The 22,200-nt window shown below is 50.9% G+C and carries 26 protein-coding genes; 5 read left to right on the top strand and 21 right to left on the bottom strand.

What is annotated here, in order from left to right; translation table 11 throughout:
* Positions 1-164: 164 nt before the first annotated feature.
* From ABEB26_RS22010 to ABEB26_RS21990, 5 genes are all read right to left on the bottom strand, one after another.
* The gene (locus ABEB26_RS22010) at positions 165-1,265 is read right to left on the bottom strand and encodes a WD40 repeat domain-containing protein (protein ID WP_345724242.1); all 1,101 of its coding nucleotides are present in this window, start codon (positions 1,263-1,265) and stop codon (positions 165-167) included.
* A gap of 4 nt (positions 1,266-1,269) precedes the next feature.
* Positions 1,270-1,782 (bottom strand): DUF4919 domain-containing protein, encoded by a 513-nt coding sequence (locus tag ABEB26_RS22005; RefSeq protein WP_345724241.1) that lies wholly within the window; start codon positions 1,780-1,782, stop codon positions 1,270-1,272.
* Between the two features lie 27 nt (positions 1,783-1,809).
* Entirely contained in the window at positions 1,810-2,826 is a 1,017-nt protein-coding gene (locus tag ABEB26_RS22000; RefSeq protein WP_345724240.1) for a WXG100 family type VII secretion target, read from the bottom strand.
* Between the two features lie 367 nt (positions 2,827-3,193).
* Complete coding sequence (locus ABEB26_RS21995) at positions 3,194-3,610, bottom strand: hypothetical protein (RefSeq protein ID WP_345724239.1); 417 nt, start codon at positions 3,608-3,610, stop codon at positions 3,194-3,196.
* 89 nt (positions 3,611-3,699) lie between these two features.
* Positions 3,700-4,962, bottom strand: coding sequence for a WXG100 family type VII secretion target (locus ABEB26_RS21990; RefSeq protein WP_345724238.1), 1,263 nt, complete (start codon positions 4,960-4,962; stop codon positions 3,700-3,702).
* Between the two features lie 305 nt (positions 4,963-5,267).
* On the opposite strand from ABEB26_RS21990, the gene ABEB26_RS21985 reads away from it, so the two are divergent.
* A complete protein-coding gene (locus tag ABEB26_RS21985; RefSeq protein ID WP_345724237.1) occupies positions 5,268-5,480 on the top strand; it encodes a hypothetical protein in 213 nt (70 codons plus the stop codon).
* A 128-nt stretch (positions 5,481-5,608) separates the two neighbouring features.
* Here ABEB26_RS21985 and ABEB26_RS21980 read toward each other — a convergent pair whose 3' ends face one another.
* Positions 5,609-6,397: an enoyl-ACP reductase FabI gene (locus ABEB26_RS21980; protein ID WP_345724236.1), complete on the bottom strand. Its 789-nt coding sequence runs from the start codon at positions 6,395-6,397 to the stop codon at positions 5,609-5,611.
* Positions 6,398-6,498: 101 nt separating this feature from the next.
* Positions 6,499-7,251 (bottom strand): alpha/beta hydrolase, encoded by a 753-nt coding sequence (locus ABEB26_RS21975; RefSeq protein ID WP_345724235.1) that lies wholly within the window; start codon positions 7,249-7,251, stop codon positions 6,499-6,501.
* 119 nt (positions 7,252-7,370) lie between these two features.
* On the opposite strand from ABEB26_RS21975, the gene ABEB26_RS21970 reads away from it, so the two are divergent.
* Together ABEB26_RS21970 and cobT are read left to right on the top strand one after the other, a co-directional pair.
* Entirely contained in the window at positions 7,371-8,063 is a 693-nt protein-coding gene (locus ABEB26_RS21970) for a PRC-barrel domain-containing protein (protein ID WP_345724234.1), read from the top strand.
* The gene (cobT, locus tag ABEB26_RS21965; protein WP_486348324.1) at positions 8,059-9,105 is read left to right on the top strand and encodes a nicotinate-nucleotide--dimethylbenzimidazole phosphoribosyltransferase; all 1,047 of its coding nucleotides are present in this window, start codon (positions 8,059-8,061) and stop codon (positions 9,103-9,105) included. Before ABEB26_RS21970 ends, cobT begins: the two co-directional genes overlap by 5 nt.
* A 96-nt stretch (positions 9,106-9,201) precedes the next feature.
* On the opposite strand, the gene aroB is transcribed toward cobT, so the two are convergent.
* Complete coding sequence (gene aroB / locus ABEB26_RS21960; RefSeq protein WP_345724232.1) at positions 9,202-10,821, bottom strand: 3-dehydroquinate synthase; 1,620 nt, start codon at positions 10,819-10,821, stop codon at positions 9,202-9,204.
* 76 nt (positions 10,822-10,897) lie between these two features.
* Entirely contained in the window at positions 10,898-11,035 is a 138-nt protein-coding gene (locus tag ABEB26_RS21955; RefSeq protein WP_345724231.1) for a hypothetical protein, read from the bottom strand.
* A gap of 159 nt (positions 11,036-11,194) precedes the next feature.
* Between ABEB26_RS21955 and prmC the strand changes: the two genes are divergently transcribed.
* A complete protein-coding gene (gene prmC / locus ABEB26_RS21950; protein ID WP_345724230.1) occupies positions 11,195-12,046 on the top strand; it encodes a peptide chain release factor N(5)-glutamine methyltransferase in 852 nt (283 codons plus the stop codon).
* Here the strand turns inward: prmC and ABEB26_RS21945 are convergent.
* A complete protein-coding gene (locus ABEB26_RS21945) occupies positions 12,043-13,086 on the bottom strand; it encodes a CAP domain-containing protein (RefSeq protein ID WP_345724229.1) in 1,044 nt (347 codons plus the stop codon). The two genes, prmC and ABEB26_RS21945, sit on opposite strands and share 4 nt — an antisense overlap.
* 459 nt (positions 13,087-13,545) lie before the next feature.
* On the opposite strand from ABEB26_RS21945, the gene ABEB26_RS21940 reads away from it, so the two are divergent.
* Positions 13,546-15,735, top strand: coding sequence for an ATP-binding protein (locus ABEB26_RS21940; protein ID WP_345724228.1), 2,190 nt, complete (start codon positions 13,546-13,548; stop codon positions 15,733-15,735).
* Here the strand turns inward: ABEB26_RS21940 and ABEB26_RS21935 are convergent.
* The 11 genes from ABEB26_RS21935 to ABEB26_RS21895 all read right to left on the bottom strand — a co-directional run bounded on the left by ABEB26_RS21935 (position 15,726) and on the right by ABEB26_RS21895 (position 21,714).
* On the bottom strand, positions 15,726-16,223 hold the full coding sequence (locus ABEB26_RS21935) for a MarR family winged helix-turn-helix transcriptional regulator (RefSeq protein ID WP_345724227.1): 498 nt from the start codon (positions 16,221-16,223) through the stop codon (positions 15,726-15,728). The two genes, ABEB26_RS21940 and ABEB26_RS21935, sit on opposite strands and share 10 nt — an antisense overlap.
* A 255-nt stretch (positions 16,224-16,478) precedes the next feature.
* The gene (locus tag ABEB26_RS21930) at positions 16,479-16,697 is read right to left on the bottom strand and encodes a hypothetical protein (RefSeq protein WP_345724226.1); all 219 of its coding nucleotides are present in this window, start codon (positions 16,695-16,697) and stop codon (positions 16,479-16,481) included.
* Between the two features lie 325 nt (positions 16,698-17,022).
* Positions 17,023-17,451 carry a low affinity iron permease family protein gene (locus ABEB26_RS21925; RefSeq protein ID WP_345724225.1) on the bottom strand — a complete coding sequence of 143 codons (429 nt, stop codon included), beginning with the start codon at positions 17,449-17,451 and terminating at the stop codon, positions 17,023-17,025.
* Between the two features lie 211 nt (positions 17,452-17,662).
* A complete protein-coding gene (locus ABEB26_RS21920; protein ID WP_345724224.1) occupies positions 17,663-18,358 on the bottom strand; it encodes a VIT1/CCC1 transporter family protein in 696 nt (231 codons plus the stop codon).
* 242 nt (positions 18,359-18,600) lie between these two features.
* Positions 18,601-18,735: a hypothetical protein gene (locus ABEB26_RS21915; RefSeq protein WP_345724223.1), complete on the bottom strand. Its 135-nt coding sequence runs from the start codon at positions 18,733-18,735 to the stop codon at positions 18,601-18,603.
* Between the two features lie 77 nt (positions 18,736-18,812).
* Positions 18,813-19,250: an AraC family ligand binding domain-containing protein gene (locus tag ABEB26_RS21910; protein WP_345724222.1), complete on the bottom strand. Its 438-nt coding sequence runs from the start codon at positions 19,248-19,250 to the stop codon at positions 18,813-18,815.
* 508 nt (positions 19,251-19,758) lie between these two features.
* Entirely contained in the window at positions 19,759-20,112 is a 354-nt protein-coding gene (locus ABEB26_RS26985) for an element excision factor XisI family protein (RefSeq protein WP_486348322.1), read from the bottom strand.
* Positions 20,067-20,501 (bottom strand): element excision factor XisH family protein, encoded by a 435-nt coding sequence (locus tag ABEB26_RS21905; RefSeq protein ID WP_345724221.1) that lies wholly within the window; start codon positions 20,499-20,501, stop codon positions 20,067-20,069. The genes ABEB26_RS26985 and ABEB26_RS21905 overlap by 46 nt, the downstream gene beginning before the upstream one ends.
* A gap of 79 nt (positions 20,502-20,580) precedes the next feature.
* Positions 20,581-20,994, bottom strand: a complete 414-nt coding sequence (locus tag ABEB26_RS21900; protein WP_345724220.1) for a response regulator — start codon at positions 20,992-20,994, stop codon at positions 20,581-20,583.
* 124 nt (positions 20,995-21,118) lie between these two features.
* Positions 21,119-21,328, bottom strand: coding sequence for a hypothetical protein (locus ABEB26_RS26980; protein ID WP_486348321.1), 210 nt, complete (start codon positions 21,326-21,328; stop codon positions 21,119-21,121).
* A complete protein-coding gene (locus ABEB26_RS21895; RefSeq protein ID WP_345724219.1) occupies positions 21,325-21,714 on the bottom strand; it encodes a lipopolysaccharide assembly protein LapA domain-containing protein in 390 nt (129 codons plus the stop codon). The genes ABEB26_RS26980 and ABEB26_RS21895 overlap by 4 nt, the downstream gene beginning before the upstream one ends.
* Positions 21,715-22,200: the final 486 nt, after the last annotated feature.

The raw sequence follows: 22,200 nt of genomic DNA, 5'->3' as shown, positions 1-22,200 counted from the left end.
AGGGATAGGTATAGCTCTTTAATACAAACTAACGCCAACGCAGGCTATACCCAAGAATTATGAGGGTTTGCTTAATCATCTGCCTCGATCTGCTTGTCGAACAGCTTAAAAACCTTTATCAACGTACGTTGATAAAGGTTTTTAAGCTAGGATCAGTGAATTGGTTATTGCAACGGTGTAGCTGGTAAAACCAAACGTTGCTGCTCGGTTAAGCTTGTACTATCCCAAATCAGGACAAAAGGTTCTTTGCCGCCTGAGGCCAATTGGCTGCCATCAGCGTTCCATACCAAACTTGTAACACGCTCGGCATGACCTTTGAGGCTGTTGTTGACTTGTTTGCTGGTCAGATCGTACAACTCGATCAGGCCACTGCTACTGCCAATCGCCAAGCTTGGAGCCGTTGGATGAAAGGCCAAACCAGCAAACTGGTGCTCGGTGCTACGATGCGTAGCATAAATTGCCCATGAACTAGTATCCCAAATTGCGACCCCACCACCGTTTTTATCGCCGCTGCTGGCCGCCAGCCATTTGCCATCGTGGCTCCAAGCCAATTTGCCTGGTTGATAGTTGAGGCTGGCTTCTTTGAATGAATGTACTTGCTGACCACTGGCAACATCCCAAATCTGCACTACGCCACTAAAATCGTTGCTGGCTAGCAATTGGCCATCGGGGCTGAGCGCAATTTCGACAATTGAGCCAGTTTTGGCTGGAGCGCCAAAGGTGGTTGTCGCCTCGCCAGTCGCTACGTTCCAAGTTTGGAGCATGCTGCCTTTGTTGTAGGCGGCGATGATCTGCTGCTGATCAGGCGTGATCGCCAAGGCGCTGACTTCAAACGCAGTGGTTTGGGCGGGGAGTTGCAATGGCTTGGCATTCCAAGCCAGGATTTTTTGGCCATCGTTGCTATTCCAGGTCGTCAATGTTTTACGATCAGTGCTGGCGACCAATAGCTCTGAAGCTGAAAATGCTAGATAAATTTGTTTGGCGGCAAGGGTTTGTTCGATTGTGCTAGTGGCAAGATTCCAACGGTAAATCCCATCATACCCAACCCCAACTAAAAGCTGTTGATTGGGCAGAAACTGAAGCGCCACAATATCGCCGCGAAAGTTAACCCCTGGCCCGACATCAATGCCAATTGTTGGCAACGGATTAGAACTCGTTGTGCTACAGGCAGTTAATGTTCCAAGCATGACACCGACCAGCAGCACGATTGATAATTGATTGCAGACAACGTTTGAAATCGTTGGCGAAGGGTTAACATAACGCATAAACCTATTTTCCTTCTAAAACAATCAGCGAACTGACTTCAAACCAAACCCAGCTTTGATCTTCGCAGATGTGTAAATCGAGGTTTTGGTCTTGATCGTGGACGAGGGTTTGGCGTTGGCTTTGTTTGCCCAAAAAGCCCAAAACATCGTACTCATCTTGGATTGAGAGCACATAATATGGCTGTTCGCGGCTACCATCACCAGTCAGCAAAATTCCATCCATCACGGTTTTGGCCATGGTTGCTTCGCGTAAGGTATTTTCCTTGTCGCCAAGCTCGTTGTAGGCCGTTGCCAACAAATTATGGAGTCCAGGGCTAAGTAACGCACCAGGCAACAAACCGCGTAATTGTCGAATGACGGTTGGATAATCGCCCTTGCTAAAAGCCGCGCTGGCGACCTCGTTGGGCGAGATATTCGGCGAATAATTGGTACTCGCCATCACCGCCTCGCGCAACGCCATAAAATGCTCACGCGATGGTTGTGACCAATATTGGTAGGCTGCATCATTTAATCTCATAACCTCTGTATCCTTGTGATTAAGCTGTTATTTTGTTTTGCCGACTGGTGTTGGCGTTGGGGTGGTAGTCGGTGGCGTTGGCGTTGGGCCTGGCGTAGGCACTGGCACTGGCTCAGGCTTTGGTGTTGGAATATGACGCTCAAAATCACTCAAGGTTAAATTATCGCGATAGGTTTCGCCATAATTACGGGCATCGGTTTCCAATGGTTGGCTTTCATAGCCCGCAAAATCGCTTTCTGGGGTAATGTAGTTATTGAAGTTTTCGTGCCATTCGTTGGCCATCGCCTCAGTTACATCATTCATCGGCCATTTGGGTTCATCTTGGATGCCGATCGAACGTAAGAATTTATCGAAGTTGCTGGGGTTGGCTAAATTGGCCATTTGGCGTTGAACCTCATGGCGAACTTCATGGGCCACGGTATTCAAAACTCGATCAGGATCGCCCATGTTATCAAGGTCGATAAACACCCCTTGATCGTTGCGATAGCCGAACAAATCTAGGCCTGGTGGATCGGCTAAATCGGAAACCGTAACTGGCACATGTTCAATCCCATATTTATCGCAGATCTCGTTGGAGATGCTTTGGAGCACCGCCGCTTGTTCTGCGGGGGTAAGGGTTGCCCAACGCGCACTAATCGCTGGATCAAGCCCACCGCCACTACCGCCGCCAGCATCAAATGCCCCACCTTCAGCCGAAAAACTAGCGCCAGCGCCAGCCCCGCCACCAGCTGCCACTCCACCATCATCAAATTTAATCCCCTTGGCGGCTTCTTCCTCGGCTTGGCGAAAGGTTTGGGAAATTTGGCTGGTCAGGGCGCTGGCAGTGGTCAACGTGGTTTGTAAACGCTTGAGGGCGGGGAAAATGTTGTCATCCATTTCGTTAAAAAATGCCACGGCGGCATCGCCCTTCCAATCGGTACGCAATTGCTGGTAAGTTTGGCGCAACATGGCTTCCATCTGGGTTTGTTGATCGTATAGCTTTTGAAATCGCGTCGCCACCTGTTCGAGCTGTTCGTAATCGCTTTGTACTACGTCTGCTGCCATCTTGGCTCCTTATGATCGTCATGGAAAACCCATGACGCTAAAATAGCGGGTTTGCTGTGCAAACCAAAAAAAGGGGAATGTGCCATCCTCCTAAACAGCTAGTAGTCCTAGAATCAATAAAACGGATAATGTAGCAGCAGCCTGGGGTGAGAGAGTGCTTGCTGCTCAATAATAGAGGTACTAACAGAGTGTTTAGGCGCGATGTTGCATTCAGCATAGCCAACTGTTCGCTGGTTTGTCAAGAGGGTTTAGCCCAGAATTTTGAGGGATTTTTAATTTCTAAGCTTGGATATTCTGCCCTCTTCCCTTACATGTTGAAGGAAAGAGGGCATTGATCGTGAATCAGGGCAAATGATCTTTTAATTGACTAGTTGGTCGCAATTGATAAAAACACATCACCAGCCGGAGTAATAAAAAAGCTGCCTGAATGGCTCGCACTAAATACCGGAATGGCATCATAGACGGGTACTGTCAGCTTAAACACATCGCCATCGGCCTCAAATGCATCACGAACTGATTGGGGATGCCATGGTTTAAACGTCGATTCTTTCCATTGGACAGTCCAACCCAAGGGCTGGGCTTGGGCTTTCAGCTGTTCAAGGTCAGCCGCAGCAAAGCTCATCACGGCCTCAACTTGCATATCGGTAGGGCCGGGCACTGAACGATCAGTGTTGGGATTAAGAATCGTGGTTGTCCACTGAACGCTGGTTGGTTGGGCTGGTAAGCTAACAAATGCTGCCAAACCATCAAGATCAGTTCGAACTTGGGCCACTTCCACTGGCATTGATGACTCCTTGGTTACCGTTGGGCTAGCTGATTGCGCGGCACACCCAATTAAAAAACAACTCACAATTAATAATCGAACCAAACGCATTACCGTCCTACTTTCTCACGAACCATATCATTGAGTGGGCGTTGGCTATCGCCTTCAGTCCGAATCCCACGTGGGGCAGGCCGTGGACTATCGATGCCACGGCGATCACCACGATCACGGCTATCAGGATCAGTGGTGCTTATTCCAGGCAGCGGATCACCTTCGTTCCACTCAACCACGCGCGTTGTATCGCTATAGTTCATATATTGATGCGCCAACCCGGTAATCTCAAAACGACCATTGGCCGAGTCGGGAATGCCGGTGGTAATATCGTTGGCTCCTGGGTTGAAATTGTAGCGATCCTCGGCATGCACGGTCATTTCCATACGATAGTGGCGGGTACCATCGGGATTGATGGTCACCTGCACATTGGAACTTGTCCAAGCGCTATGAGCACCAATGGCTTTTTGCCAATTTTCAGTTTCAGGGTACGGAAAGCGCCCATAATCAGGGTGGTTAGGGTCGCCAACCCCAACCGCATAGGCTCGATTCGAGGTCATCTGGAATGAATCGCGTCCGGGGCCAATATTCTCGGCTGCAAGCATTGCATCACGGGTCATATTATCGAGCGCCATCTTGCCACTAGGATCTTCAGCAATATATTCATCAAGATTAAAGCGTCGATCGGCTCCATTGCCATCTAAAAAATGTTCATAGGCATCATTCGCATCATCAAGATCTTTAATCCCAAGCCGAGTAGCGGCCTTAGAACCATGCAATAAGGCTCGCCATTCGGTCAAAGTGAGATAATCTTCGACCGTCGGCGAGGTTGGCTTAAATTTATCCAAAAATCCATTATCATGATGAATATTTGGCCGTTGCGGTGGGCCAACCTTAAAATCACCATAACTATCAGGCCCAACTGGTGTTGTTGGCCCGGCTGCAGCACTGGCAGTTGCAGTTTCCGCTCCCGCTCCAGTTGCTCCAGCGGCGCTAGCAGCAGCTCCAGCGCTTCCCCCACCATCAAAGGTGATACCTTTGGCGGCTTCTTCCTCGGCTTGGCGGAAGATTTGCGAGATCTGGGTAGTCACGCTGCTTGCAGTGCTTAAGGCTGTTTGTAAGCGCTTGAGGGTTGGGAAAATGCTATCGTCCATTTCACCAAAAAAGGCCACGGCGGCATCACCTGCCCAATCGGTGCGCAATTGCTGATAGGTCTGGCGGACCATGGCTTCCATCTGGGTTTGTTGATCGTGCAGCTTTTGGAACTGCGTCGCCACTTGAGCTAAGCGTTCGTAATCGCTTTGTACAACATCTGCTGCCATTTCGGCTCCTTGTCAGCGTTATGGGGTTGCCATAACATTAAAATAGCGGGTTTGCATTGCAAACCAAAAATATACCTTACTCTTAGCAAACATCACATTGGTACGTTAGCCGAGTAGGCCACTAAATGAAGCAACGATGGTGGGTAGCGATGGATTTAGGGTTCTCTCAGATCTAAGTACTAATCAGCCACTAGGAGTAATGGCGCATGCAGCATAGCCAATGATCTTATGTTTTGTCAAGAGTGATCTTGATCAAGACACATGTGCTAAAATAGGGATACTACATTGGCTACAAGGAGTTAAGTATGAGCGATACCGATCAAGAATGGGTTGAACGTTTAGAGGCAATCCAAGCCCAATTGGGTGATTTATATACTAATATCGAGGAATTACGTGGGATTGTGCGCGAGGCTGGGCGCAAAACCGATGCCCAAGCTTTCAACGAGCCACTTGAGCGTTTAGCCCGTTATGGTCGCTTATTTAGTGATATTCACACTAGTTGGACAGCCGTCGAGTGAGCTAAAATGCCCCGCCGTTGGAATTACCAGCAGCGGGGCAATACTTAAGCTTTAGGGTTGAATTTCAATTCGATCATTGACGGTACTATCACCTAGCCCACCAGTTTGGGGAACAAAATTCAGTGCTGCTAGCTTGATTGTTCTTCTTCGCTCATTCCGAGCACATTATAGCCACCATCGACATACACGACTTCGCCGGTTACGCCGCTGGCTAGCTCCGAGCATAACCACAGAGCGGTATTGCCAACATCTTCAATCGTGATCGCACGGCGCATGGGGTTGGCGCTAGTAAAGGCGCGATGCAACCGTCGAAAATTGCCAATGCCCGAGGCCGAAAGTGTGCGGATTGGGCCAGCACTAATCGCATTTACTCGCAACCCATCGGGACCAAGATCGGCGGCCAAATAGCGAACGCTGGCTTCAAGCGCGGCTTTGGCAACACCCATCACGTTGTAGTTGGGAATAACCTTCTCTGCACCGTAGTAACTCAAAGTCAAAATACTGGCGTTGGGATTAAGCAATGGCAAGGCAGCTTTGGTGAGCGCTACCAACGAAAACGCACTAACATCCATCGCAACTCGCCAGCCATCACGGCTACTATCGATAAAACGGCCCGAAAGATCTTCGCGTTTGGCGTAGGCCACGCTGTGCACCAAAATATCGAACGAGCCAAATTCTGCCCCCAGCCGCTCGAACAGTGTGGCAATTTGGGCATCGTCGCTCACATCGCATTGCTGCACAAAACTCACGCCAAGCTGCTCGGCCAATGGGCGCACGCGGCGTTCTAAGCTCTCGCCAGCATACGAAAAGGCCAATTCGGCTCCAGCCTGTTTCAAGGCTTGGGCAATGCCCCAAGCAATTGAATGATCATTGGCAATTCCAACGATTAAGGCTTTTTTCCCTTTGAGCAAATCCATTGTGTCTCCTGAACTAGCATGTTGTTCAGTGGCACGCCACCACTGTAACCAACCTCTGTATGACAAAACTTGTCACTCTCCCCTGAATGACATAAGTAGATTTAAGATCGATTTGGCAGCTCGAGTTGTTGGCAAACCCAACTCAGACTAGCCGCTAAATTTTCATCACAATAACGCCAAGTATGGCCGCCTGGTCGTTCGCGGTAGATGTGCGGAATATGCTGTTGGCGTAGCGCATGATGAAATAAACGATTCTCCTCAACTAAAAAATCATCAATTCCGCAATCAAAATGCATTGCCGGAATTGGCACAACTAATTGTTCAAGCATGCGAAAAAGGCTGTATTCTTGGCGAATGGGGCTATCGACTGGCCCGAAAATCACCATATTCGAGGGATCGTCGATCCAGCGCGGGGCATCAACTGCCCCACTATGGCTAAAAACGGCGCTCCAATGCTGCGGATAGCGCAAGCCCAAGCGTAGCGCTCCATAGCCACCCATCGAAACACCGCCAATTGCGCGGCCCTCACGTTGCCTGATTGTCGTATACTGAGCATCAATCAATTGAGGCAACTCAGCGGCGAGAAATTCCTCAATCTGCTGGCCACCAAGGCCGTTGGCATAAAATGAGCGCCCACAATGCGGCATTACCACAATTAAGCGCGTCGCAGCAATATATTGCCGAATATTTGTATAATCCAACCAGCACATATAACTATCTGACAACCCGTGAAGCAAAGTTACAACCGGGCAGGCAGGCCCGTCGGCTGAATGGTCGGGCGGTACAAGCACTGCGATCGGAACAACCATATCGAGCATCGTACTGGTGCAAGAAACGACCTCTAACTGATGCATGGTGGCTGCTCGCCTCCATTCGAGATGCTGGAACTAGGCCCAAGCATACCGCAGGCTTTAGCGGCTCGTCAACTGCGCGGCGCGTCATTCCAATCAAATTTAGTTATGGAGTTATGGCAATGTATAAGGCAGGAGAGTTGGTCAAAAAATCGATCATTCGAGTCGATACTGGTAATATTATCGGCTCAGTCGCCGATCTTTTGGTTGATCACGATGCAGGGCGAATTGTCGGGTTATTGACCAGCACGGGTGGTCTGTTTCGCGAAGCCACAATCGTTGAATGGTCGCAGGTGTTGGTGTGGGTTGGCGATGTGATTTTGGTCAAAGCTGGCTGCGAAGTGCTGCGTGCCAACGCTATCCCGCATGTTCATGCCCTGCTCGAAAAGAAAATTCACCTGACTGGCACGCCGGCGATCGGTCGCTCTGGCAACAAACTGGGAACGATAGGCGAATTATTGCTTGATGAAACTGGCCTGATCGTTGGCTATGTGATCACCCGTGGCGTGCTGAAGGGCGAACGTCAATATGTGCTCAGCAGCGGGATTGCGGGCATTGGTAGTGATGCAGTCGTAGTGTATGATGAAGCCTTGCGCGATACGCTCGAAGGGCTTGAGCAGACAATTCCCGACCCCAAATTGACCATGGTTATGCCATTAACTGGTACGCGTTTGAGCGTTGAAGCCCCACCAACTACCTCCAATCCAGCCGAATCTAAGTCTAGTCCAACTGATGTCCAACGTTTGTCCTCGAATGAAATTGATGCTATTCTGCGCGGCGATCAACCTATACCTGGAGCAACGAGTGAACATTGACGATCTATCAGCCACGATTGCTGAGCTTGATTCCGCTGCAATGCAGCAAGCGCAGCAACGCCAAGAGCAACTGACTAAGCCGCAGGGTGCATTGGGTCTGCTCGAAACGCTGTCGATTCAATTAGCAGGCATCACCCAGCAATGCCCGCCAAGCGTGCAAAAACCGATTATCGTGGTTGCGGCAGCCGATCATGGCGTTGCTGAATATGGTGTGAGTGCTTATCCATCGAGCGTCACAGCTCAAATGGTGGCGAATTTTTTGGCGGGCGGCGCGGCGGTGAGCGTTTTGGCTCGCCATGTTGGGGCTGAGCTACTAATTATTGATGCAGGTGTTCAAACCGCGATCACCAGCGAAGCCGCTAATTTTCGTAGCGAATGGCTCGGGGCTGGCACGCATAACTTGGCAATTGAACCAGCCATGAGCCTAGCCCAAGCCCAATCTGCCCTTGAACGCGGCATGAACATCGCCCATGAGTTGGCTGATGCCGGCCACGATTTGATTGCCCTCGGCGAGATGGGGATTGGCAATACAACCGCAGCCGCCTGTTTAACCGCAATCTATTGCCAGCAACCTGCGGCTGTGGTGACTGGCCATGGCACGGGAGTCCAAGCCGAGCACTACCAACGCAAAATCGAGGTTGTGGCCCAAGCCGTTGCCCGGGTTGGTAGTAATGTGAATGGAATTAAGCCCTTGAGCGAGGTTGGTGGCTTTGAAATTGGCATCTTGGCAGGGGTTATTATGGGTGCTGCTCAGCGGCGCGTGCCAATTTTAGTTGATGGGTTTATCACCACAGCAGCGGCTTTGGTAGCTCAATCACTTGCTCCAACGGCGCTTGATTATTGTATTGCGGCGCATTCTGGAGCTGAGCCAGGCCATCGAATTGCTTTGCAACAACTGGGTTTGCGCCCATTGCTTCAGCTTGATTTACGGCTCGGCGAGGGTAGCGGCGCAGCTTTGGCAATACCATTGGTGCAAGCAGCTTGTCATATTTTGCGCGAAATGGCCACCTTTGCTAGCGCCCAAGTTGATACTGCACTCTAAGCATTAGATTTCTGAGATCACGACCTCGATTTGGGGCTTGGCGCAAGCCAGCAGCTCAAATCGAGGTCGGGCGGTTAAACAGTAGAATGAGAAATTCTAGGCTTGTTCGACCAATTCATGAACCAATTTGCGCACCAATTCGGGGTCAACGTGTGATTCAACTTGCGCATGGCCGATGCGGGTTGGCAGTACCCAGCGCACGCTGCCTTTGGCGCGTTTTTTATCCAAATTGAGCGCCGCAAGCGTGGCCTCGATATCCAAATCGCGGGGCAGGGCGGTTGGCAATTCAAGTGCTTGCAACAAGGCTCGTTGGCGTTCGGCCTCAGCGCTTGTCCACATGCCAAGTTGTACCGCCAGATTGGCGGCAAAGGTCATGCCAATCGCCACCGCTTCGCCATGGACATAGCGTTTGTACTGGGTCGCAGCCTCAACCGCTTGTCCCAAGGTATGGCCATAATTCAACAGCATGCGTTCGCCAGTTTCGCGTTCGTCGCGATTGACCACGCCAATTTTGACCGCTGCTGAGCGCACCAACAGATCGCTGGTGATCTTGGCGGGCACATCATTGAGGCTTGCCCCTGCTCGTTCTAAATCAGCGAACAATTGGGCATCAGCAATCACTCCATGTTTGACGGCTTCGGCCCAGCCTGCTGCCCGCTCGCGGCGCGGCAAACTGCTTAGCACTGCATCATCAATTAACACCAAACGCGGCGGATGAAACGCCCCGATCAAATTTTTGCCCCGCGGGTGATTAATGCCGGTTTTGCCGCCAATGCTGCTATCGATCATTGCCAAAATTGTGGTTGGCAATTGCACCACGGCGATGCCACGTAGAATTGAGGCCGCAATAAAGCCCGCTAAATCACCAACCACGCCGCCGCCCAGCGCCAACACCGTATCGCCACGCTGCACCCCATTTTCGAGCAGCCACGTATACAATTCGCCTGCTTGCTGCCATGATTTGCTGGCCTCTTGCGCCGGAATATCGTAGCGTTGACATGGGAAACCGGAGTTTTCTAAGGCTTGAATCAAGCTTGGTGCATACATCGGTCCAACATGGCTATCGCTGATCAACCAGCATGTGCCAGTTAGCCCAAGATTGGCTAATTCATTGGGGAGTGCCGCCAGTGCCCCGCTTTTAACATAATAACGACTGTTGAAAGAGCTAAACACTTCGCTTACTTGCGGCTTGCCCACTAAACCCCAAGCCCTTATCAGTTGTTCGACCACAATTTGTGGAGCCAAGCCATCGGTTTGGATCGTCCAGTTGGCGAGGGTGCTGTAGAGTGGCAAACGCTCAGCGAGTTGGATGACAAGTTGTTCATTAATATCGCTCGCCAGTAATGGCCGAGGATTAGCTTGATCAGCAGTTAGGCGTTTAACCAAGGTGCTGATGGCGCTGGTGAGATAGACACACCAAGCCTGCTCGCGCAGCAATTGCCGATTAACTTCGCGCAAAACGATGCCGCCACCACAGGCGATGACGGCTTGATCAGTTTGTAATGCTTGGACTAAAGCGGCGGTTTCGCGCTCGCGAAAGCCCGCTTCGCCCTCTTGGCTAAAAATATCGCTAATACTTTTTTCGGCGCGTTCGATAATTAGTTGATCTAAATCGATAAAACGCCAGCCGAGCGCTTGGGCTAAACCTACGCCAACCGTACTTTTGCCTGCGCCGCTTGGGCCAATTAATGCAATCGATTGCCCAGATGGTTGCATGTTTGTGTCCTTCCATTACCAATAATGCCAAACTTGGCATCCCATCTGTGGCGAATGGTAGCACCTTTGGCGATGCTCAGGCAAATTGTTGCATCAAGAGTTGGGCAGTGGTCATGGCATTAGCTTGATCATCACCACCAGTTGCCACAATGAGCAAAAGAATCAAGAGTATAATAACCACCAACAAAATAAAAAAAATCACACCACGATCCATAATGCAACCTCCTTGGGAGTGTGAAACAGCCGCGCCTGCGGTTGCTATGCGGGTTTGTTTGCTGCTAGCACAATGATGCCTGATTCGCCTAGGAGTCTCTAGATGTGCAGATTACGAGTGCATTACGTAGGTATCGCAATATGCTGAGGAATTCCTGAGATGGCTATAACGACTGTGCGCGAGGCATTAATTGAGGCATCCAACTCTTTGATCAGCGCTTCGCTGACCCCGCAACTCGATGCTCGCGTGTTGTTGGCTCATGTGCTTGGCCTCACGCCGACCCAGATTTTGGCGAGCTTCAACGATCAACTCTCGACTGAGCAGGTTGATCAATTTCAAGGCTTAATTAAACGGCGCAGCACCTTAGAACCAATCGCCTACCTGATTGGCTCGCGTGAGTTTTATGGCTTAATGTTTAATGTAGATCGGCGGGTTTTGGTGCCACGGCCTGATACTGAGATTCTGGTGGAGCAGGCATTAACCTGGATCAAACAGCAGCAACGTCCGTTGGTAGTGGCCGATATTGGCACGGGCAGCGGTTGTATTGCGGTGGCGGTGGCCAAACATTCGCCCATTATTAAAATGTATGCGGTTGATCTTTCGCCCGATGCCTTGGCCGTAGCTCAAAGTAATGTGGAGCGCCATGGCTTGCAGCAACAGATTGAGCTGATTCATGGCGATGGTGTTAGTCAATTGCCAGAGCCAATTGATTTGCTCTTGAGCAACCCACCCTACACCTTGCTTGAGGAAATTGAGCCTGGAGTACGTTTGCATGAGCCAACCCTTGCACTTGATGGCGGCCCCGATGGCCTTGATTGCTATCGCCAATTATTGCCAGCAACGGCAGCAATTCTGCGCCAAGGCCAGCCTAGCGCTGCATTATTTGAGCTTGGGGCTTGGCAAGGGCCAGACGTTGTTGCCCTTGCCCAAGCTAGTTTTCCGCAGGCCAAGATTCAGCTTGTGCGCGATTTAGCAGCCCGTGATCGGGTGGTGCAGATTGAGCAGGCTTAGCGTGCACCGAAGTTGACTGTCCAATAAATTTGGTATTCTGAATTGGGATTACGGGCAATGCCAACTCCAATTTCGCTAACATCGGCATACAGAATGTTGGCGCGATGACCTGGACTTTGCATCCAAGCATCGATAATTGCTTGAGCATCGGTATAGCCAGCCGCTAAATTTTCGGCCCAAGCTCGCCATGTGTAACCTACGCGTTGCATGCGTTGGCCGGCGTTCGAGCCATCGCTGCCAGTGTGCTCGAAAAAGTTATTACGAGCCATATCGTCGCTATGAATTTGGGCGGCTTGGTTGAGGGTTGGGTTGATTGTCAAGCTGCTTAATCCAGCTTGGCTGCGTTGACGATTGATTGCATCGACTAAGGCCGTGATTTCGCTCGGATAACTTGGGGCTGGCTGGGCTTTAAGTTCGGCTCCCAAACGGCCAAGTAACACGCCTTTTGGGCCATGATCTTCGAGCCGAGCGCGTTCAAACCACTGCGTTATCACCCAATCGCCGTCGGGGTTTTGCTCGAGGCGTGGTTCGGTCAGCGGCAAGCCTAGCAAACTCAACGACTGTTCGTAGGCATTCAAAGAGCCATCAAGCAAGCCATGATTCAACCAATAGCTCAAAAATGGTTCGCAAACTGAGCGCCCAGTTTCGTTAAATACTAAACAGCCTTGGGTACTTGGGTTGGTTTTGGGAGCATTGCGCCAGTTGCCGTGGTTGCGTTCGTAGATTTCGGCTCCCAAACGGCCAAGCAAGACATCATAGGGCGCGGCCAATTCGGGGTGTAGCTCAAAGCGTTGGCGTTCAAAATATTGAGTCGTAAATGTGCCGTTAGCGGTTGTTTCGTTTTGAGCAGGCGAGAGTGGGTAGCCAAATACTGCCAAACCACCATTTTGTTGCCAATAGCTCAAAAAACGCCCACTAATACAATTGCTAATGCCTGGCACATCGGCAAAACATAGGCTGGCTTGGGCAGCGGCAGGTTTGAGGCTAAAACTCAAACTGCCGCTCATTAGCATCAAAATCAACATAAAACGCAGGCGCATAGGTGCTCCTTGGTGCGAAGGTCGCCGTCAGTAACTTTATTGTACCGAGGCATGGCCTGAATCAACGCGGTACTTTCTGGCTAAAAGGCGGTAGCACACACTGCTACCGCTAGTCCTAGTACGATTGGCAGATTTCTTTGCTGGTTCAGAGCATTACAAACGCTGCTATGCTCTCACCCCCGAACCTTACAAGGGTAGGTTTTCAACAATGGTTGGGTAGGTGCGCCGTCGATTGGCATTCCCTCACCCCTTACCCCATCGCCCGCCGAGCGAGGCGAGGGGGAAACATCCGCCATGATAGTTGGAACTCCCCTCGCCCGCCACAGTGGGCGAGGGGTCGGGGGTGAGGGGAATTCGCTAGTCCTAGTACGATTGGCAGATTTAGCCTAGACTAGACCTTTGTTTTTACAGCGGTTTTGCGGCATACTCGACAAACAACCAACTACGGGAGATCAGGTTATGCAACGCATTGGCTTTCCAACTTTCACGACCCCATTGATTGGCCGCGATGCCGATGTTGCAGCGCTGGTAACACGTTTGCGCCAATCGCCAACCCGTTTTACGACCTTGCTCGGCCCAAGTGGTACTGGCAAAACCCGCCTGAGCATTCAAATTGCTGATCGCTTGCACGCTGAGTTTCGTGATGGCGTGGCCTTTATTTCGTTAGCAACCCTCGACGACCCCGATTTGGTGATTCCGACGATTGCTCGCACCTTTGGCTTGGCTGAACGTGGCAGTTTGGTGTATGAAGAAGCTTTAGTGCAATTTTTACGCGAACGTCAATACTTAATCGTACTCGATAATATGGAACAAGTGATCGAGGCTGCGCCGCATGTGATTGGCTTGTTGAGCCAAACCGAGCAGGTGCGGGTGTTGGTAACCAGCCAACAAGCCGCCAATGATCCCCAAGAAGAAGTAATTCCGATTCCGCCATTGGCGATTCCGCTGGGTGGTGGCTCCGTCCAAATCGAAACCATCAGCATGAGTCCAGCGGTGGCGCTATTTTTGGATCGGATTCGGCGGGTGCGACCTGAATTTATGCTTGATCACAATAATGCGTTGCATATTGTCGAGATTTGTCGGCGTTTGCGCGGCTTGCCCTTGGCGATTGAGTTGGTAGCGGCCCATAGCGATAAATTACGCCCCGCCGATTTGCTGCTGTTATTGCGCAATTATCTACCTGCTGAGCAAAATGTAGGAGCCGCACCAGCCCCCGAACAAGTGCTGCACCCGGTTTTGGATTGGTGTATTTCTTATAGTATTCCGGCGATTCGCTGGTTGTTGCCACGCTTGGGGGTCTTTCAAGGCGAGTGGACGCTCAATCAGGTGCAATTATTGGCCAACGAAGCACCTAACACGATTGATATTGCCAAAACGCTCCAAGCCATGGTTGCCAAAGGCCTGCTGTTGAGCAACGCCGCCTCGGAAGAACCAACCTATAGCATGCTCGATACGATTCGCCAATATGCGGCCCGCCAACTCAAGCGCAATGCCCAACTTGACCATGCTTGTCACGAGTTGCATGCCAAGGCTTTTCAACAATTGGCAATCGATATTGATACTGGTATTCGCCAAGGCCAAGGCATGGTGTGGAGCAAACGCCTGAATCAAGCGATGCCCAATATTCGCAGCGCTTTGCAATGGCTGTATCAACAACAGCGCTACAGCGAGATTGCCCGCTTAATTTCGAGTATGGTGCTGCCCTTGTTTCAACAAGGCTATATTCGCGAAGGATTAAGCTGGATTGCGCGAATTGGGGCGCAGGCTGCCAGCTTTGAGCCAGAAATTCAACTGCATTTTGGCTATGCCAATGGCCTCCTTTCCTATGCAATTAGCGATTATCCTTCGGCCTTGCAGGCTTATGATGCGGCGCTGACCCATGCCAAAACCCTTGGTGATTTGGATTATCAGGCGCGTTTGTTGAACAACCAAGGCATGATTTACGCCGAGCAAACTAATTATGCAGCGGCACGCCAAGCCTATGAAGCAGCCTTAACGATTCGTCAGCAACAATCTAATGTTTGGGGCGAGGCGATTATTTTGAATAATCTTGGCTCGGTCACCCAATTTCAAGCTGAACACCAAGCCGCCCGTGAGTATTTCCAAGCGAGTTTGGCAATTTACCAACAAATGGGCGATCAAATGAGCCAAGCGGTCTCGTTTCAAAATATTGCTAGTACCCATTTGAATATGCACGAATACGCCGAGGCTGAGCACTTATATCGTGAAAGCATCGCGATTCATCGCCAAAACGAAGAATCACCACCATTAATTATGGCCTTGTATGGGTTGGGCTTGGCTTTGCTGCGCCAGAATGCTGACGAACGGCGTGAATCTGGCGAAGTGCTGCATCAAGCAGTCACAATGGCGGCACGGCTGAATGTCCAACGTTCATTGGCGATTGCCTTCGAAGGCTTTGCTGAATGGCTGGCAACGCCGAATCCTGAGCATGCCGCCTATTTGGTTGGCGGTGCGGCCAGTTTGCGCAATGCCTGCGATGTTGGCTACTCGGCAGTAAGCTGGCGCGACATAACCAGCTTGCGCGAACAGCTTGATCACAGTTTGGGACAAGCTGAACGTCAAGCCGCTGAAGCCACAGGCGAAGCCTTGAGTCAAGCCGAATTGCTGCTGTTAGTTTCTCAAGCTTGATTTGGCTCTAAATCGAGCAGCCAACAGCGTAACAGCGTGGCTAATTGCTCGCGCTGCTCGTTGCTCAAACTGGCAATCAAGCGTTGTTCGTTGTCCAGATGCGCTTCGACGGCTCGATTAATGACATCTAAACCCTCGGCTGTGAGCTGCACCAACAGGCTGCGCCGATCGTGTGGGTCGGGAATGCGCTTGATTAAGCCACGAGCGGCCAAGCGATCAAGTCGGTTGGTCATGGCTCCTGATGAGAGCATCAAGGTATTGAATAGGGCGGTTGGGCTGCGCTGATAGGGTGCTCCCGACCGCCGCAAACTTGCTAGCACATCAAATTCCCCGCGTTGTAAGCCAAATTGGCCGAATATCCGCGCTAATTCACGACTCAAATGTTGTTCCAACCGGGCAATTCGCCCAATCAAGCCCATCGGCGTAGCATCAAGCTCCGGTCGTTCGCGCTGCCACTCAGCAATAAAACTGTCAACTTGGTCATGCATAGATTATCCCGATATAAAGATACTTGATATGAAGATAAATTATATCTTGATGTCAAGATAAATTGTCAATACCATCAGCATAGCATATTGCATGACACTGATCGAATTAAGCGAAATTTGGGTTGATTGGCTGGTGATGGAACAGGCGTTGAATCAGCGACTAGAGGATTGGATAAATTGAATACTAGTAGATAATCGTTCGTAAGATTAACTATGACGTTCAGGCTGAGTGTCTATCTCAAATGCTACATGCGATCACAGCGTTTCATGTTCCTGTTTCTGGCGAGCAAGTGACGCACCAATTAATGTTTCAACTTTGGCAACGAGGTCGGTAAAACTGGCCGGAAGTTCGAGCACATCGCAGCCAGCTGCTTGTAAAAAGGCTTGCTTACCTTGAATAAAAGCATGATCAACCGTCGTAACCAGAACGGGGATCTGCACCGTATTCGGATCAAAATGGAGTAATTTAAGCAATGGTCAGCCTGGTGCGGATGCTTGAAGACCCACATCGAGATTAAGCTTGGTTGACTATCCCGTAACTGTTAATAGGTCAGGTAGGTTGTGGTGGCATAGCCTGCTTCGAGCAAGAGATCATGCAATAAATCCAACAAGGCCCAATCATTATTGACAACCGCAATTGTTTGGGGCATCATCAGATGCTTCTTTCTTACGGCCCAGTGCTTATGGGCATTAACGACATGATAGATCTAAGCTTGGTGGGCATGAGGAATTTACTTTTAGTTCCTGATGTGGTAACTCCACGGATAGTCCACATTGCTCTCATTGTGTACCATGTTCGTTATGCCATCTCGGGTTCGGGGTTATCCGTATCGACCAATCCATGACGGATGGCCTCGCGAGCTCGTTCCGACAATCGTTGATATGTCGCCCGAATCTGGTCTAACTCGTCCTCTTCCAACTCCTCCAGATCAAGAAGCGCATTATGAGCACCCTGCGTTGCACGGATCAATTCATCAAGCTTAATTTGAATGGCTTCTGAATCGCGCGTCTGTGTATTTTGAATCAGAAAGACCATAAGAAAGGTAATAATCGTTGTGCTCGTATTAATCACCAACTGCCATGTATCGCTCCAGCTAAACAGTGGTCCACTGATCATCCATAGGAAGATCACCCCGACCGCAAGACCAAATGTCCGTGGTCGTCCCGTGATATGGGCAGTCCACTTGGAGACTTGGGTAAACCGCGACTTCGTTTTGACGCTGTACATACCATATCCTTTCTATGGTACCGATGGCAGGAATGGGATAAAGACGGGCATCTCACACCAGCCATCCTCAATAAATCATAGGCATGTTATGTGATCTTCGGCACCGAGACATCAACTCCCAGAACCACGATTGCTGTCCCCCTTCCCTGTGCTTCACCTGCAGCGCCTCAAAAATGCGGCGAACGCATAGCTTCGGATTCCCAAGCACGATCTAGACAGCTGTCCCAAAGATCGCTCCAACGACAGCCGTTAATACCATCGCAAGCGCCCCCCAAAAAACTACCCGCATGGCACCGACGATGATGGACGAACCACCGGTATAGGCAGCTAAGATCCCCAGCAGCACGAGGAATACGAGTGAGGTTCCCGTCACCAAAACAACGAGATAGGGTTCAGCCGCAAGCACGGCGGTCATCAGCGGGAGTATTGCGCCAACGGCAAAGGCAGCCGCCGACGCAAACGCTGCTTGGATGGGACGGGCACGCATGGTCTCAGAGATCCCAAGTTCATCGCGGGCGTGGGCCGCGAGCGCATCCTTCATCATCAATTGCTCGGCAACTTGCTCAGCGAGGGATGCGTCAAGTCCACGGCGAACATAGATGGCTGCCAGTTCCGCACGTTCGGCATGGGCATCCACGGCGAGTTCCATGCGCTCACGGTCAATGTCCGCCCGTTCCGTATCTGCCTGGGAACTGACCGATACATATTCGCCTGCGGCCATGGACATTGCCCCTGCAACCAAGCCAGCAATGCCGGCTACGACCACCGACTGATGGGATGCATTTGATGCGGCCATCCCAACCACCAGACTGGCAGTTGAGACAATCCCATCATTTGCGCCTAAGACTGATGCACGTAGCCAGCCGATATGTTGGGTTCGATGCTGTTCTCGATGTGACGTGACCATGGTGACTCCTTTGGAATCAGGGGAGCAGGTGAACCTTGTGTACCTGATTCCCAGCGCAATACGCTCAGTGTGCCTTCCACTTCACCAGGCCAGGAGCAGGTTGCACCAAGCAGTGGATCAGTATGTTGATCGATCATGGTGTATGACCATTCCCGATAGATCAGCGATGAGCAGCGCCTTGCACGGCACACATCGATCCGATTACATGCAGACGCGATGAACTACTGTCAGCCTTTGTACGGTTATACACTGACAGGCTGGATGCCAAAGCTTGCGGCGACCTCGGGGGTAATCAATCCTCGGAGCGTATAGCCAAGTCCGGTGATGATGAGGCCGATCACCATGACGAGCGGTGGAAAGAGTCGTATCGTTTTCATACCGACCTCCTCGCTGCAATGCAGCGGTCATCGTGGTCTGATTGCTGTGGTAAGTGTAGGCTCCCCCGCAGGCCGGATTATGGCTCCGCAGTCGTTTGTGCCACGGTAATTGACTCGATGTGATGGACGGTCAAGAGCATCGTGCTCGCGATCTCGGCCCGCACGCTATGCGCAACGGCGGGATTGAGGAAAAGGATCTGTCCCGCATCCAAGGGATGATCATTCCCTGCGATGTGGATGGTCAACCTGCCGTTAAGTACCTGAATACTGACGATGCCTTGGGCAACATGATCGGGAAGCTCACCTCCCACATCAAAGACAAATAAGACGAGCGTGACTGGTGCTTGACGGAACAGGGTTATCTGACGATGACCGTGGATCGCGGGATGAACCTCATTCACGAGGTGATCGACAGCATCGGCAAGATGCAGAATCTGATTGTTGCCGATACCGCGTGCGACGGGATGGTCGCGGAGCCGAGGCGCTCCGTTGGGGACGGGAATAGGGTCGATCATAGAAACTCCTTGGATGGGCATACGTGCCAATATGTAGAGAATCGGACAGACCTCCGTATCGATTGCGATAGTCCACGCGCGACGGTAGTCTCCGTGGTTTCGGACACAGATAAGCAGATCGGCGAGCGTTGGATCAAGCAGGGTATAACGACGGAGGCGGGTGGGTGACTCCCCTGAAGCACGGAGGGAAGTGTGGGAGCCATGTGTTGTCGGATAACAGCCGATCGATTGTCTATTCAATCGTGCCACATCATGGCACTGTATCGTTGTCTTCCTGTAATGGCGACGGCACGAGGAGGCAGAATCCACCTTCGGTATTCCAGACATCTCGATCACCACGATCGTTTCCTGACAACCCATCTTGGGTGGATGATACTACCGCTTCATCGTGACAAACCGCATCATGTGAAGTATGAGTAGCAGGACTACTGATATTATTTTGGTTATAGGGTAGGATATACCATGGTGATTGATTCATTGAGGATTCCTTTCTGAGAGGCATTGGTGATTAACATCTGCCATCCTTATGCATATAGTCTTGTTCTAGGGGGACGGCCATGCTTTGAGGGGGACTTGTTCTGATAATCATAGCAGCGTTAATCCCCGCAGCAATCAGTGGCTCAGTAATTCCCGCCGCCGTCGTATCATGATGAATCCAAATGATTCCGTCCCGATATTCTAGGTGCAGTAAACAATGATGGATACGATGGTGACCGTTCCATCCAATAACAATGACGAGATAGCGATGCTGATAAGGGTCAAAAATGGTTTGGAAACTATAGTTTCCATAGGCATACGGAACGCAGGTTTGTTCCGTTAAGACCAGTTCAAGGATTGTGCAGGGGCTTGTGCAGGTATCCATTGAATTGACTCCCCTTGGGTTGCATCAACCACGATAAATCGCATCTGATAGGCCGAACGTAAGAGATCACTCAGCGGTGCGGCTAATAAGGCCGTAAATATAGCTCGATCAAGCGCACAGTAGAGCATACACATCGGGTCAAGTCGTCCAAGAATTGCTTGTGTCACTAAGGCTTGCCCCAAGAAGCATGTTAATGGTGGTACGCCACTGTCATCGTGCGGAGGGTAGATCGCAATCGCGATAGAACTATGGCTGTTGCTATTCGCCGCAAGATCGAGTTGGCTTTCGATCCCATACCATAGCATGCGTAATGGTTGATGGGTGATTAACCATCCCTGCCGTTCTAAGGCTGGAATCAAGATGGAAGACATGGTTGTATGAGACAGCATCTTTCTCATCTCCTGCAGGAATGGGGCATACTTCGCCTTTCGGTAGGTAACCTATACTGAATATTGATTACCCTTGGATTTATGGTGGATCGCTTGTCGGTATGCTTCGAGCAAGCGGCGCACCAATTAATGTTTCAACTTTGGCAACGAGGTCGGTAAAACTGGCTGGAAGTTCGAGCACATCGCAGCCAGCTGCTTGCAAAAAGGCTTGCTTGCCTTGAATAAAAGCATGATCAACCGTCGTAACCAGAACGGGGATCTGCACCGTATTCGGATCAAAATGGAGTAATTTAAGCAATGGCCAGCCTGGTGCGGATGCTTGAAGACCCACATCGAGAATAATTAAGCTTGGTTGACTATCCCGTAACTGTTGATAGGTCTGGTCGGTGGTCAGGTAGGTTGTGGTGGCATAGCCAGCTTCGAGCAAGAGTTCCTGTAATAAATCCAATAACGCCAAATCATTATTAACAACAGCAATCGTTTGGGGCACCATAGGATGCTCCTTTATGATGGACTAGCGCAGGCAGCAATTGTCTGCGATTGTGATCGATGCGGAAATCCCGCAGCCGATCATGGTTTCCGCTTGCATTGGGCCAGCCCAACACAAGCGGGATGGATTAGGCATACGACTCCGGTTGACTCTCGGCGGTGCGCGTAGAGGATGGGTCAACCAGCCTCAGTCGCATTGGTCGGAGGGTAGTAACCCGCAGCGACGAATGACACGTCGCACAGATCACGATACTGCCGCAATGTAAGACCCCCGAGAGTCCTTGTTTAGCACGACAGACGGGACATGCAACCACGGTTATTCGAGCATAGGTGCTCATACCGTGCGTTTTGGCACATCATCGATCCATGGATCAAGGCGCTCACCGGTTTGTGGATTATAGTGTTGTGGCCCAGCCTCGACGGCGAGTGGCATGGTCGTTGGTGGTGGCATCGCAGCATCAATTGGAATCAATGGTCGTTGAACCGGAGCGGCCTGCCCACGTTGGCGGAGGTTCGTATAGTAGGTCTCGATCTGGCGTGGAAAGGCAAACAAGCCGACCACCAGCATCCCACTGGCCAAGGCAGTCAATAGGAGCATCCATAAAGGCAGGGCTGGTGTTTGCCAATCGAAGAGGTGAATCGAAATCGCCGTTGTGTTTTGGAAGCCAATTGCTGCAAAGAGCAACATTAAGATTCCAGTAACGATGCCAAGAATGGCTTTCATGAGGAGGACTCCTTTGCCAATGGTCGCACAGTGCTGCCTGCTGGGTAGCTGGATAGCGATCCAACCATTCCAACAACGCAGGAACAGAAATTCCACGGCAATAGTAGATCCATTCAGGAGCAGTTCCTGAATAGGTGGTAGGTGGTGCCATGCATCGATGACGATGGAGACACGCAACCCATAGATGTGGGTTATCACCATATAAGAGAAGGGGAACTCGGTGTGATAGGATAACCAACGGTTATCGATGGAGGAGTGGCCGAGTTGAGGAGCACGATGCTCTTGAAGTGATACACAGGAGCATCTACGTATCACTATAGCACGCTTTCCATAATATACAAGCCGCTTGTTATCGTTTCGCGGGACTGTCAAGTAGATTGTGTATTTCGCCCCATTACCCCGGAAAGCGTCCGTCAAAGCGAATGGCCAATTGGTTGCGAATCCGTGCCCAGTTTGGCAGCGTGACCCATTTTGCAGTGATATCGC

It is taken from the genome of Herpetosiphon gulosus (assembly GCF_039545135.1).
GTDB classification, from domain to species: domain Bacteria; phylum Chloroflexota; class Chloroflexia; order Chloroflexales; family Herpetosiphonaceae; genus Herpetosiphon; species Herpetosiphon gulosus.
Note: the sequence above shows the minus strand (reverse complement) of the source record. Positions and strands in the feature narration are given on the sequence as shown.